Annotated in this window: 13 protein-coding genes; 4 read left to right on the forward strand and 9 right to left on the reverse strand. The window is 25.1% G+C overall.

Annotated elements, in window-relative coordinates; translation table 11 throughout:
• On the reverse strand, positions 1-298 hold a 298-nt coding region (locus Q1K13_RS02370), incomplete at its 3' end, for a pirin family protein (RefSeq protein ID WP_300347486.1).
• 40 nt (positions 299-338) lie between these two features.
• Positions 339-782, reverse strand: coding sequence for a MarR family winged helix-turn-helix transcriptional regulator (locus tag Q1K13_RS02375; protein ID WP_300347488.1), 444 nt, complete (start codon positions 780-782; stop codon positions 339-341).
• Positions 783-1,080: 298 nt separating this feature from the next.
• Between Q1K13_RS02375 and Q1K13_RS02380 the strand changes: the two genes are divergently transcribed.
• Entirely contained in the window at positions 1,081-1,599 is a 519-nt protein-coding gene (locus Q1K13_RS02380) for a hypothetical protein (RefSeq protein ID WP_300347489.1), read from the forward strand.
• 217 nt (positions 1,600-1,816) lie between these two features.
• Here Q1K13_RS02380 and mprF read toward each other — a convergent pair whose 3' ends face one another.
• On the reverse strand, positions 1,817-4,372 hold the full coding sequence (mprF, locus tag Q1K13_RS02385) for a bifunctional lysylphosphatidylglycerol flippase/synthetase MprF (RefSeq protein WP_300347491.1): 2,556 nt from the start codon (positions 4,370-4,372) through the stop codon (positions 1,817-1,819).
• Positions 4,373-4,713: 341 nt separating this feature from the next.
• On the reverse strand, positions 4,714-5,088 hold the full coding sequence (locus tag Q1K13_RS02390; protein ID WP_300347492.1) for a YxeA family protein: 375 nt from the start codon (positions 5,086-5,088) through the stop codon (positions 4,714-4,716).
• A 388-nt stretch (positions 5,089-5,476) separates the two neighbouring features.
• Between Q1K13_RS02390 and Q1K13_RS02395 the strand changes: the two genes are divergently transcribed.
• Positions 5,477-6,544, forward strand: a complete 1,068-nt coding sequence (locus tag Q1K13_RS02395; protein ID WP_300347493.1) for a hypothetical protein — start codon at positions 5,477-5,479, stop codon at positions 6,542-6,544.
• A gap of 283 nt (positions 6,545-6,827) precedes the next feature.
• Here the strand turns inward: Q1K13_RS02395 and Q1K13_RS02400 are convergent, their stop codons facing one another.
• Both Q1K13_RS02400 and truA read right to left on the reverse strand, forming a co-directional pair.
• Positions 6,828-7,535, reverse strand: a complete 708-nt coding sequence (locus tag Q1K13_RS02400; protein ID WP_300347494.1) for a Crp/Fnr family transcriptional regulator — start codon at positions 7,533-7,535, stop codon at positions 6,828-6,830.
• A gap of 165 nt (positions 7,536-7,700) precedes the next feature.
• A complete protein-coding gene (gene truA, locus Q1K13_RS02405; RefSeq protein ID WP_300347495.1) occupies positions 7,701-8,447 on the reverse strand; it encodes a tRNA pseudouridine(38-40) synthase TruA in 747 nt (248 codons plus the stop codon).
• A 624-nt stretch (positions 8,448-9,071) separates the two neighbouring features.
• On the opposite strand from truA, the gene Q1K13_RS02410 reads away from it, so the two are divergent.
• Positions 9,072-9,797, forward strand: coding sequence for a tRNA 2-thiocytidine biosynthesis TtcA family protein (locus Q1K13_RS02410; RefSeq protein ID WP_366522607.1), 726 nt, complete (start codon positions 9,072-9,074; stop codon positions 9,795-9,797).
• Between the two features lie 360 nt (positions 9,798-10,157).
• Here the strand turns inward: Q1K13_RS02410 and Q1K13_RS02415 are convergent, their stop codons facing one another.
• On the reverse strand, positions 10,158-10,697 hold the full coding sequence (locus Q1K13_RS02415) for a sensor histidine kinase (RefSeq protein WP_366522608.1): 540 nt from the start codon (positions 10,695-10,697) through the stop codon (positions 10,158-10,160).
• The gene (locus Q1K13_RS02420; protein WP_300347497.1) at positions 10,691-11,812 is read right to left on the reverse strand and encodes a histidine kinase dimerization/phospho-acceptor domain-containing protein; all 1,122 of its coding nucleotides are present in this window, start codon (positions 11,810-11,812) and stop codon (positions 10,691-10,693) included. The genes Q1K13_RS02415 and Q1K13_RS02420 overlap by 7 nt, the downstream gene beginning before the upstream one ends.
• Positions 11,813-12,159: 347 nt before the next feature.
• On the opposite strand from Q1K13_RS02420, the gene Q1K13_RS02425 reads away from it, so the two are divergent.
• On the forward strand, positions 12,160-13,668 hold the full coding sequence (locus Q1K13_RS02425; RefSeq protein ID WP_300347498.1) for a YfcC family protein: 1,509 nt from the start codon (positions 12,160-12,162) through the stop codon (positions 13,666-13,668).
• 90 nt (positions 13,669-13,758) lie between these two features.
• Here Q1K13_RS02425 and Q1K13_RS02430 read toward each other — a convergent pair whose 3' ends face one another.
• Positions 13,759-14,226: a DUF8426 domain-containing protein gene (locus tag Q1K13_RS02430; RefSeq protein WP_300347499.1), complete on the reverse strand. Its 468-nt coding sequence runs from the start codon at positions 14,224-14,226 to the stop codon at positions 13,759-13,761.
• Positions 14,227-14,387: the final 161 nt, after the last annotated feature.

The raw sequence follows: 14,387 nt of genomic DNA on the forward strand, positions 1-14,387 counted from the left end.
AAACCCCTGTTCCTGCACTCATATATTGAACATTTCCTCTTGTAAGACTTCTTTTATTCCCCATACTATCTCCATGAGTTATTTCTCCTGAGACAACATAAGAAATTATTTCCATATTTTGATGTGGGTGTGTGTCAAAGCCAGTGCCTGGTTTTATTAAATCATCATTTAACACTCTAAGTTTTCCAAATGAAATATTATGTGGATTATAGTATTCTGCAAAGGAAAAATGGAATGAACTCTGAAGCCATCCTAAATCACTTTTCCCCATATTAGCATTACTTATTTTTTTTAACATAAAATTCACTCCTTTAAATTTTATTAATTTATATAAACACTTATTTTTTATTTGTTAGTTTTTTTGCAATTTTTATTAACATCTTTTTTTCTTCATCTGATAAAACTGAAAATATTTCATTGATGTTCTCAACATGTTCTGGAAACATATCTTCAATAATATTCTTTCCCTTTTCTGTTATACTTATATAAACAGCCCTTTTATCTTCTGGATCAATACATTTTTTTATAAGTTCATCTTTTTGTAAATTTTTTATTACAACAGTAATATTCCCAGATGTTCCAAGAACTTTTTCTATAATATCGCAAATTTTAAGATCGCCTTTATGATAAAGAACTTCTAAAACAGCAAATTGTGATACAGTTAATCCACTCTCCTTTATTGTCTTATATTCTCTTTTATGAACTTGTTGTCCAGCTCTACTTAAAGCTATTAATGCTTTCAAATTTAAATTATCTTTTATACTCTCAAATTTATTTTCCATGTCTTAATATTATCACTAACTAGTGATAATTTCAAGTTATTTTTATAAAAAAATAAAAGCTTTTTCATTTTAATCAAAGTTTTCCTTATGGTAAAAAACTAAATAAATTTCCTTATTTAACTTTTAAAAAGTGGCATTAGCTTCTTCAAATTCCTAATATAAATGAAAACTACAAAATGTCTATTTTTTAATAAATACTAAAATAAATTTTGTAAAAAGTGGATTTTAAATCTAATTTATTTTAAAATAAATTATAAAGAATAAGATTAAATATTTTAATATAGAAAGGATATTACAAATGAAAATAAAAAAAATAAACATTATAATTTTATCTATATTAGCTATAAGTAATGTTATAGGATGTATTGCTTATAAAATGCATATGGAAAGTTCAAAACAACAAAATTTAGAAATTCAACATATAAAAGAAAATGCACATAAATCACAACAAACTAAACTTCAACAAGTAAATAAAGGAAATACTGAGCGTAACCGTAGTGATAATATGGCTAAAAAAATAGAAAGTATAGAGGAAAATAAAACAAATCAGGTAAAAAAAGAAAAGGAAAATACTAAGATAAACAACTTAAAAAAGAAAACTATAAAAGAAAGATCAGAGTATTATTATAAAAAAATTAAAGATGCTAAGAATAAGCAAACTGAATATGTTAATTCATTTAATAATCCTGAGGAAAAACAATCTTTGCAAACACCTCAGTCAGCAGCAATTGGAGAGGCAACTTTATTAGAAATGAACCATACAGAAGATACTAATATTATTGAGGAAAGCTTAAAAAAAGTACTTGATGGAAAGTAATAATAACTAATATTCATTAAGATTTATCTTAATGAATATTAGTTATTATTATGAAGTAAAAAAACTGTATTTTTATGAGGTGCACCCCGTTAAGTAAATTTTAAAAAGTCTTATATAGTGTCTACTTAACTTTGTACACCTCAAAAATCATGTGTTTTATTTTTAGCTATATATAAATAGAACTCTTAGGATAAAATCTATGTTAAAATATAACTTTTTATTTAATTAAGCTTTTTAAGTTTCTTAAAACTATACTTTCATCTATATTTCTGTTTCTTGAACAAACTACAGCAGCTTGTATTACTGTTATTAATATGGATGTATTTCTTCTGTAAGCAATATATTTATATTCCCAATTATGACTAAACTTCTCTTTAAATCTTCTTAATCCCTTAAATGAGTAAAGTGCTTGTCCATTTTCATAGAATTGAAGGGCTAATTTTTCATTCCAGAAAGCATATTTCGATAATCCAACATTAGCTAAAGGAGCCATTCCCATGTTGAATATTTCATATCCCTTTTCTTTTCCATACTCAATTAAATTTATGAACATAAAATCCATAACTCCCCTTGGAGTATTTTTGCTAAATCTCATTAAATCAACTGAGAAGCTCTCATCATCATACATATACATTATATTAGTAAAGGCTTTTATTTCTCCATCTCTATCCTTTAAAATAGCTATAGGCGCTTTGTTTAAATAATTTTCATCAAAGAATCCAACTGAAAATCCTTTTTCTTTTCTTCCATCTAACCACTCATCTGATATTTCTCTTAATGAATCTAAAAATTCCTTTGAAAAAGGTGGTTCAACCATGTGGAAAGTATAACCTTCCTTAGTAACCTTGCTTCTTGAAGTTTTTAAACTCTTCATTTTATTTCCTACAACTTTAAATTCTTTTACATAAACCTTAGCTTCTTCTCCAATTTTCATAAAATCATATCCATTAGAGTGAAGGTAATTTATCATTTCATCATTAACCTGATAAAAAACTGGTGTATAACCATAATTATCAGCATACTCACAAAACTTTTCTATTTCTCTAAATAAATTCTCATTATTTCCTACAGGGTTTCCTAAAACAAAAAGTTTATCTCCATAAACTTCATATTGAATAAAAAGATCTTTATCTTCATTTAAATAAATATACTTGTCCTTTAAAAATACTAAATGTGTTAAGGAATCACCCTTGTATTCTTCTATTATATTTTCTACATATTCTTTACATTCATCAAAGGTCTTAACTGGAATTTTTCTTCTTATATTTAAAAAGTAAATAGCTACATAGATTACAGTTACTACAGCAAAGGCCATAAACCCAAATTTTATACCCTCTTGGTAAGGATGTTTATGAATTATTCCTACATATTTAAGATGTGTTCCAAAGGTAATTAAAATAAAGAAATAAATTGAAAAAGATGCAATTAATATACCTGAATCTATTAATGTATTTTTACAACTTACAACAAAGCTATCTCTGTAGAACATTCTCTTACTTAAATATAAAAGGTAAGCTACAATAACTAAAAATACTAATTCATAAGGATTAACCCCCTTTGTTAAGGATAATATTATTCCTAATATAAATAAAACCATACTTGCTTTGTAAATACTTTTAGCCCTATATTTTAGCATAAGAGCCGTAAGCATTATTAAAAATCCTAATACTATGCTCATTCCAATTGATAAACCTAATATCTGTTTTCCTAAAATTTCTTTTAATAATTTTATTTTTAATAAATATTGAGGTGCTATATTTGATAAAACTATAATAGCTCCTGATATAAATACTAAAGTCACTAATATCTTATAAGCAACTTTAGATATTATTTCATAAGGCAATCCATTAAACTTTTTATTTATTTTCCCACCGAAATCATGAACAAAAAGTAATACACCTATAAGAGCTGGCACTATGTAATAGCTTATTCTGTAAAGTATTATAACTAATAAGCTTTGTTCTATAGGAATTCTTAAGGCCTCTAATCCTGTCATAAAAGTTAAATCAAAGGTACCAATTCCACCTGGAATCATACTAATCATTCCAACAACTGCTGCTTCAATATATATTGGTAAAAAAGTTAAAACACTTATTGATGCCCCTGTTATTCTTAAAGTAGCATAAATTAAAACTATTGTTGTAAGCCATTCTAAAAATGATATGAATATAATACCTAAAGTGCTGAAAAACTCTAACTTATCTCTTGTTTTTTTATATTTATAAGCAGAGTAAATTATAAATCCTGGTGCATATAAAGATATTATTCCTATGGCATATTTTATTATATACAAGTTGTTCCATGAATTTATTTGAATCCCCATATATGTGCAACAAACTATTGATAATCCTGTTAAATTTAAGGCTACTATTTTACCAATTTCTTTTAATAATTTCTTCTTATCTTCTACATAGTCGCCATAAAAATACTGTTTAAAAGCTAATGATGTAGCTCCTCCAAATCCAAGTAAACTTGCAATTGAACTTGCTATCCAAGAATACTTGTATAATTTCCTATTTTTTAATCTTATTCCAACTTTTCTTTTTAAAATAAAATCATAAAAAGATAAAGGAATATAAGAAATTATACCTAAAGCTGCAATTATTAACAGGTTTAAAAAATCCAGTTTATTTTTATACATAAAGAAATATTCTGAATTGAAATTTTTAAATACTGAAGTAAACTCCCTAACTATAAATAATATTACTACAGAAACGAATGCTATCTTAAAAAATAATTTTAATTTTTCACTTATCTTTATATTCAACCTCATCTTTTGTCCTCCCAATGTTTAAAATATAAGTTTATTATACACTCTACCTTTCTTAATAATCCTTTAATTAATATTTCATTTACATTACAAAAATGTAATAATTATTTTCTTCATATAATTTTACTTGTTAAATATTAATTTAATGTTTCACTTTTCTTATTTTTACCTTAAATATAAATATGAAGTTCATCATTTAAGTAGATACTCTATAGTTTATATTTTTCTTAAAAAGTGGTTTTATTTGGTAAATTATATCTTGCAAATTTATTTAAAAAATAAAAATAACCATACACTAATCATATTAATATGTGTATGGTTATAAATCAATTTGTTTTTACTTGCTACTTTGATTTGTTTTTTTCAAGTTTTTCAAGTGCTTTTTTAGGTATTTCGTCCTTTTTTACTTCCTTATATTTCACTACAGAATTTTTTTCATTATTATATGTAACAACTAAATATGCATCTTTTCTTAAAGGACGCTCTCTAAAACTTGAAAAACTTATTGTTTTTTCATTGCCTTCATCATTATACCCCTTTTCTTTATAGTCACAAGATACTACTCCCTCTTTTCTGTTTTCTTTGCATGATACTGGTTCATTAATTAATTGAACGTAATAATTTTCACCTGTTTTTTCTTTTAAAAATTTATATGCAACTACTGAACTTGCTATTATCACTAATAAAAGAACTATTACCCCAAGTTTTTTAAAATTCATACCATATACCTCCTTTAAATTCAAGAACTATTTTAATAAAGCTTCATAAAGTTATGATGAATGTTTTTTGTTTTATGATGCTTTCTTTAATAAAATTTTATCCTCCTTATATTTATTTCTCTTGATGTTATTTTATAAAATAAAAAAAAATTAACATATTTATTTTTCTTTCATATACATTTCAAATTTGTAAGATTTCTAAACAAATTTATAAAACTAAATTATTATTAGAAACATTTTTTAATTAAGATATTTAAATTTTCTTTTCTATTATTTCTTACAAAAGTGTAAGGGATTTAAAGAAATTTGTATGCTATACTAAATTTGAAAAAAGAAAATTTAAGCTTATAAATCGATTTAAACTTAAAAAAAATTAAAGGAGAAGCATATGAAAGTAAAAAAGAAACATAATTTTTTAAAATCTATTATTTTATTAGTATTTTTATTACTAGCAACATATTTAGGAGCTTTAGCTTTAAACCAATTTAATAGTAATTATGAAGATTTATCATCAGTTGATAAACAAGTTTTAAAAGAATTTGAAGAGTTATCTCAATCTGAAAAAGCAAAAGGTGATCTTTGGAAAAATTATGATTTATGTGATAAACCTTTACTTTTTGTAAATAAGAAATTTAATGGATATTCATATATTGTAAATCCTAAAAAACCTATATCAAAACTTTTTGCAAAAGAAATAAAGATGCCTAAAGAATATTCAACAACAAAAATATATAGAGTAAGTGGATTTATGCCTAGTATAATTAAAATAAAACTAATTCCAGGCAATTTTAACACTATAGGTAGTAAGACTTCTTTCTTAGGTTCTGATGTATACTATTTAAAATATAATAAAGAGAATGTTTTCAAAAAATATTCATCAGATCATTTTTCACCTTTTTTAGCACATGAAGCTTTCCACTATTATATGCAAAATAACTGGGCAAATGGGGACAGATTTGCTAATACATTATCTGAAAATGATATTAATTTGTTAGCAAATGAATATAATGTGTTAACAAAAATATCAGAAGAACTTAAAAAGAGTAAACCAAAAAACTTAAAATTACTAACTAAGGAATATGTATCATCTGTAGAGCAGAGAATCAAAGCTAATCCAGAATATATGAAAAAGGAATTATCCGTAGAAACTGCAGAAGGAACTGCTACTTACGTTGGCATAAAAGCCGCCAAAATAACAAATTATGATTTTGGCATTATGTATTTTGAAAATGCTAAAAATATTCCTTTTAGTGACATAATACCAACTTACAAAAAAGGTAAACTGGATAAATCATTATTTGTTACAAGATTTCCATATGATACAGGAGCTTTATTATGCTTCTTATGTGACAAATTATCAATACCAAATTGGCAAGAAAGACTAAATAAGCAAACTTTAGAAAAACCTTTAAATTTATATGATATATTAAAAGAATGGACTGAAAAAAATAAGTAATTCATTATAATTACCTTATATTATTTAAATAAAAAATAGCTTAACAAAAAAGTTAAGCTATTTTTTTCATCACTATCAAATCTATCTAGATTTATTAGAACCTCAAATTCCAGAAAAAGATGAATATGAGAGATTATTAGATTTAAAGTAAATAACAGCACACCAGTTGAATAGATGTACGGTTTATAAATTAATAACTTTTTAAATAATATGTCTTTAATTTAATCCTGTTAAGTTTAAGCTCATCTTTAATTTTATGTAAATTAAAAATATTATCCTTTTATTAAATTATTTTTAATATTTCTTCCATATCCTTTATTATCAAAGTTTTATTTCCTCTAAGTTCTATTAATCCTTCATGTTCAAATTTAGATAGCTTTCTACTCATAGTTTCTCTAGTTATGCCACAATAATTAGCCATCTCTTCTCTATTCATAGGAAAATCTATGTAAATTTCTCCTGATTCATTTTTCCCATACTTTTCTTTAAAATCTTTAAGCATATGAGCTATTCTAACTTTCACATCATTTGTTGCTAATATATGAGCAAACTCCTCTGTTTCGCTTAATCTTTTGGTTAAGGATTTTAAAACTATTAAAGCAACATTAGGATTTTCATTTAATATTTTATCCACTTGGAATTTGTCTATGGCACAGACAATCACATCGTTTAAAGCAATTGCATTAAATGATAATCCTCTCTCATTAGTAAAGATGCTTGTCTCTCCAAAATAATCACCCTTAGAAAAAATATGTATTATTTGTTCTTTTCCACTTTTAGTAATCTTACATATCTTAACACTACCTTTGCTTATTAAAAATAATTTCGAAATTTTTTCTCCTTCATAGCATATGTATTCTCCCTTTTTAACATGAAAACATGCCATTCCAGTAGCTAATTTATTAAATTCCTCCCTAGTTAAATCCTTAAATATGGTTAACTCTTTGCTACATATACATTGGTTATAGCCCTTGCAATCACATTCTTTCATAAACTTTTCTCCTAACTTTATTCTTTTAGCACAAGCCCACTATTATTTTAATTATAATATATTCTTGATATTTATTCATAAATTTTTAACTGTAATCCAAGCGATACACCATACTTCATAAGTCAAGCAATTATATATAAAGTCAATAAAAAGTATTTTATTTAATTAATAATTAAGTTCTAATAAACATAAACCATGAGCTGGTGCTTTTTCTTTTGCCTTAGCTCTCTCATTAGCCTCTAATATATTTTTAACTTCCTCAGCCTTTATTTCTCCAAGTCCAACTGAAACCAATGTTCCTGTTATTATTCTCACCATATTAAGAAGAAATCCGTTACCATTTATTTTTAATCTTATAATATTATTTTTCTCCTCTATGTCTATAAAGTTAACAGTTCTTAAAGTTGATTTATTTTTAGCTTTTAAACTTGTAAAACTTTTAAAATCATGAGTTCCTATTAAATATTCACTGGCTTTTCTCATTTTTTCTAAATTAAGCTCTTTATCTATATGCCAAGCATATTTTCTTAAGAAAACATCACTAAATCTATTGTTGTCTATTGTATATAGGTATGTTTTTGACTTAACATTATATCTAGCATGAAATCTACAACTCGCATCTTTCATATCTCTAACTCTTATATCCTCTGGTAAATACTCATTTACATAGTCAAGCATTTCATCTATTGTCATAAGTGAATTTGTTTTAAAACTAGCAATATAATTTCTAGCGTGCACTCCACTATCTGTTCTTCCACATCCTATAACTTGAATTTCTTCCCCAGTCATTTTATTTAATACATTCTCTATTTTATCTTGTATGGTTGAAACTTTATTTCCCTTTTGATTTTGTTTTTGCCATCCCTTATATTTACTTCCATCATAATCTAAGCACATTTTTATGTTTCTCATGTTTTTTCCTTCCAATCTATATTATAAAACTCAAACTAAAGTCATATTCTAAGTAAGTGTTAATTTGCCTGCAATTAAGAACTACTTAACTTTCCTCTAAAAATTAACATTCCTTTAAAACATAACCTAAATAAAAAGACTTTTACTAATCTAAAAACCATTTTTATTTCTTCTTTGTAATTTTATCATAAAACTTAATAACTTAATATTCACATTAATTATATATTCTAAGCTATATTCTTACAAATCCAAATAAATTTTATTTAAAAGTTTTACTTTTCACTTAAAATTAAGTAAATCTTATGGGCTAGCTAAAATAAACACTTTATTAAAATAAAACCTAAAAAATAAATAACCACTCTATAAATTAATTTTACTTAATTAAATAGAGAAGTTATTTTGCAAACAATAGATTAGCATAATTTTTATTATTTTAACCAATAAAGTTAATATTATTCTCTTTAATTCTAATATTCCAAAAATTTCACTTTATATTTGTAGGATTTTATTATACTATAATTAAGTTACTTTTAATTAACATTTAGAATTCTTCCACTTTTGTAGGTGGATAGTAGTTCCCATAAGTAAACTAATATATATTTAAGAGGTGATTTTATGAAAACTATGCAAAAATTACTTAGTAAAACTAGACAAGCTATACAAGAATATAATCTTATTGAAGATGGAGATAAAATAGCTGTTGGATTATCTGGTGGAAAAGATAGTCTAACTCTTTTACATATATTAAAAAATTATCAAAGATTCTCTCCTGAGAAATTTGAACTTATAGCAATAACTCTTAACCCAGGTGGAGTTGACAACTCTCCTCTTCATGAACTTTGTAAAAATATTGATGTTCCTTTTTATGAAATTCAAACTAATATAAAAGAAATTGTCTTTGATATTAGAAATGAGAAAAATCCTTGTTCTCTCTGTGCAAATCTTAGAAGAGGTGCTTTAAATGATAATGCTGAAAAATTAGGATGCAACAAGGTTGCCTTAGGTCATCACAAAGATGATGCCTTAGAGACCCTAATGCTTTCAATTAGTTATGAAGGCAGAATAAACTGTTTCTCTCCCAAAAGTTACATGCATAAAAACAATCTAACTCTTATAAGGCCTATGGTGTTTATTGAAGAAAGTCAAATAAGAAAAGCTGCCTTAGAGTATGATTATCCTATAATAAAAAATCCATGTCCTGCTGACGGAAAAACTAAAAGAGAGGATATGAAAACACTTATAAGAAATCTAGATAAAAAAATGCCTGGCTTTAAAAGGAATTTATTTAAATCTCTTAGAAATACTGATCAAATGTTTGTTTGGGACAAAGATACAGTTAGAAATATGTAATTTTTTAAACAGTCTATTTACTAAGTTTTTAACCATTTATAAAGTTAATTTTCATTATTAAACAGAATAAAATTAAAGCCTATTTTAAAATATTGTTGATTTTATATTTATTTCCACACAACTCAAAGTTAAACTTGCTTGCCATAAGTCTGTTTTAAATCAGTGTTGCTTTTATATAAGAGTTTATTACTCTATTAATTGATAGTTAAAATCAACCTTCTGTTAAAACATAACCTAAAATTAAAGAATTAAAAAAGAAGTAAGAAATCCTCTCTCCTTGCTCCTTTTTTAATTCAAACATTCTCTTTAAAATCATGTTGAAATTCCATATTTAAACTTATATAAGAAAAATATTACCCCTTAAATTGTGTAAATATCTGATAATTCTATTTTAAATCTATCTTTTTTATTGTTATAATAAGTTACTGCAATTTCCTCGTAAAAATCTTCTTCTATTTTTGTTAAAGGAAGACTTACTATAAACTCTGTTCCCTCTCCAAGATCACTTTTAACAGTTATTTTGCCTTTATGGATGTCAACTAATTCCTTAACAATAAAAAGACCAATTCCACTTCCTTCATTCACCTTAGTAAATCTATTATTTATTATCTTAAATCTATCAAAAAGAGTTTCTATTTCATCCTTAGGAATTCCTATTCCTGTATCTTTAATACTTATATTCACATATTCATTATCTGAACTTATACATACAAATATATTTCCATCTACCTTATTAAATTTAATACTATTAGAGAGAAGATTTAAAATTACTCTTTCTATTTGCTCTAAATCAAAGGCTATTATTTTCTCTTCCTCTTCTGTATCAAATATAATATTAACTTTGTTTTCCTTAGCAAAATCACAAAGAGATAAGGTAACCTCTTCAACACAACTTATAATATTATGATTTTAATATTGCAACCAAAAAATCTAGCTTCTAACTTTATGCTATCAATCAGATTATTTATAAGCTTTAATAACCTAAATATATTTTGCTTACCAGTATCTATATACTGCTTATAGTCATTTTCATAAGAATTTAAATTTTTCTTAAGTTTAAATTCAAGCATTTGAAAAACGCTAAATATTAGATTAACAGGTGTTTTAAACTCATGAGATATATTTGCAAAGAATCCCATTCTAAGCTTTTCCATTTCATTTTCTTCTTTTAAGTTGTCTGTTATATCATTAATAATGATAATTCTTCTTATTACATTTTCAGTCTCATCTTTTATGGAATTCGATCTAAACCAAACAGTTCTTATTTCATTATCCCTTCTTATTATTCTAGCTTTTGCAGAAAAGAAATTTTTGAAATCAATATTTTCAAATTTAAACCTATCATCAGGATGAATCATATCAGCCTTAACTAACATACTTTTTTCTTTATAAAGTTCTTTGCAATTAATACCATATAATTTTTCAAAAGCATCGTTTACATATATAGTTTTTTCTTTTTCTTTTATAACAACAACATCATCAAGATAATTTAAAACCTCAAAAAACACAGCATCATTTTTTTCAACTATTTTTTTACTAGCTTTTTTATAAAAGGTATTTCTTTTTATTCTAGCTTTATGATTTTTCTCGTAATTTTCATAATCATAGGTAGTTAAACTATGTCTTGTTATTACTTTCCCCTTAACATCATTACTCTTATAAAAATATAAGTCTTTAAATGTTTCATAAAAAAAATCTTCACATGAAATATCTTCAAAATTCTTATTAAACCAAAAAACTATGTAATCATATTTTCTTTTAATCTTTAAATTTTCTCCTAAGTAAGTTCCCAAATTTAAAGCATTACCAATACATTTTAAATAAAATTCTTTAAGTTCATAATTATTTATATAAATCTTATTAATCACATCATGAATATATTTTCCAACTAAAAATTTCAAATTAGAATCTTCTATTAATATTATCTCTCGTCCCTCTTTAGTTTTTTTAACCTTTCCATATATATAATTCATAGGACATGATTCTAGCATTTCCTTATATTCAAATTTTTCCATTTATAACTCCCCTTTAAGTTATTAAATAATAATTTTACAAATTAAAACAAAATACCCTATATTTTATTATATTTACAATATTAAACCAATTCAATATATTAAAAATATTTTATAGCTAGTAAAATAATAAATCCTTTTAAAGTCAAATAAGGAATAACTTCAAAATCTACGAAAAAAACATGTATTTATCTTTATTTACTCCTAAATCTTTCAATTAATATTTTTTTCACATTTTACCACTTAATTTCACCATAGTATAATTAAATATAAAATACTATTTTAAACATATTAGTATTTTCTAAACAAATTATCTAATACTATAAAAAAACATAAGAGGAGGAGAAAAAATGAGCAAAAAGAAAAAGTTTACATTCCCCACAGCTTTTACAGTATTATTCATAGTACTGATACTATCTGCAATATTAACTTATTTAATTCCAGCTGGGGCATACTCAAAGTTATCATATAATCAAGACGAAAAAGTTTTTGTGATAACTAATCCAAAAGGTGATACTTCAAAAGAGCCAGCAACCCAAGAAAATTTAGATAAGCTTGGTATTAAGATTGGAATAGACAACTTCTTAAATGGAAGTATTAATAAACCGATTGCAATTCCAAACACTTATGAAAAGGTTTCTCAAAATCCACAAAATCTTAAAGATATAATAGAAGCTCCTATTAAAGGAACATATGATACCATTGATATAATAATGTTTGTTCTTATAATAGGTGGAGTTATAGGTGTTTTAAATTCAACTGGAGCCTTTAATGCAGGTATAGCTAGTCTATCTAGAATAACAAAAGGAAAAGAATACATACTTATAATATTACTAAACATACTAATAGCTTTAGGTGGAACAACCTTTGGCTTAGCAGAGGAAACCATAGCCTTGTATCCAATACTTCTACCTATATTTTTAGCTGCAGGATATGACGCTATTGTTTGCATAGCAACAATTTATATGGGTTCTTCCATAGGAACAATGTTTTCAACTGTAAACCCATTTTCTTCAGTAATAGCTTCAAATGCAGCTGGTATAAATTTTACTGAAGGACTTATATTTAGGTTAATAGGTTTAATTATAGCAGTTGTTATTACATTAACTTACATAATTAAATATGCAAATAAAGTAAAAAATGATCCTTCAAAATCACTTATATTTGACCAAAAGGATGAAATTGAAAACAAATTCTTACATGAATCCTCTAAAGATGTTCCAAAATTCACATTAAGACTAAAGCTTATGCTTTTAATCTTTGCAGCTGCTTTTGGAATAATGATATATGGAGTTTCTGTTTTAGATTGGTGGTTTACAGAGATGACAGCCTTATTCCTTGTAGTTGGAATAATTTTAGGATTTTTATCAGGTCTTGGTGAAAAGAAATTTGTTAGTGAGTTTATAAATGGTGCAGCCGACTTAGTTGGAGTTGCTTTAGTAATCGGAGTTGCAAGATCTATAAACTTAATCCTAGAAAATGGTAAGATTTCAGATAGTTTATTGTACTTTTTTTCAAACGCAATACAAGGAATGGATAAAAATATCTTTATAATATTAATGCTTGTTGTATTTGTAATATTAGGCTTCTTTATTCCATCTTCATCAGGTCTTGCAGTATTATCAATTCCAATTATGGCACCACTTGCAGATACTGTTGGTTTACCAAGAGATGTAATCATAAGTTCTTACCAATTTGGTCAAGGATTAATTTCCTTTATAACACCAACAGGACTTATACTTGCAACCCTTGCCATGGTTGATGTAACTTATAATAAATGGTTAAAATTCATAATGCCTCTTATGGCTTATATAACAATATTTGCTATAGGATTATTACTTGTTCAAGTACATCTTTAATCATTAAAGTAAAATACAAAAAACTTACAAACATTATTTTAATAACAAGATTTAAAATATGTTTGTAAGTTTTCTTTTAACTTAAAATATTTATTCTTCTCCATGTAATTCATTAATTATTTTTTCTGCTTTTATCATTAAAGAACTATTTTTTTTTATCTTTTGCAGTCCACTTTCAAAGCCTTCTTTTTCTATAACTAGTCCATCTGTTGGAATATACCATTTTACTCTTCTACAATGTTGCATAGGAAGTCCATCTATTCCAACCTTATTAAATATTGGTTCAAATCTATAAGGACTTAAAACCTTTCCTACTCCAACTATATTAAACTCTCCATCACTAGACACTCTTTCTTTAAGTATAAGTATATCTCCTACCTTGACCTCTTCTGCAAATTTTTGAATTAAGGTACTTTCCCCTTCTAGAAGCTCATATTCTTCTTTGTTATCAAAGTAGTCACCCTTATTTCCAGGACCAACCAAAGCAACTCCAATATCAAAGAATATGTCTGTCAAATTTGTGTTACCTATCTCTGCTGATATTTGCCAATAATTCATATCCATTCCTTCTTTCATTCTTTCTAATATAAATAATACTTTATCAACAAAGCAAATATGTTTTACTAATATTATACTCTTTTAACATTAATTTGTTTAGCAAAACTTTTTATTATACATTATTTATTTTAACTAAATAATATTTCTAATATATAATATTT

Source organism: Clostridium sp. (assembly GCF_029267215.1).
Classification (GTDB): domain Bacteria; phylum Bacillota; class Clostridia; order Clostridiales; family Clostridiaceae; genus Sarcina.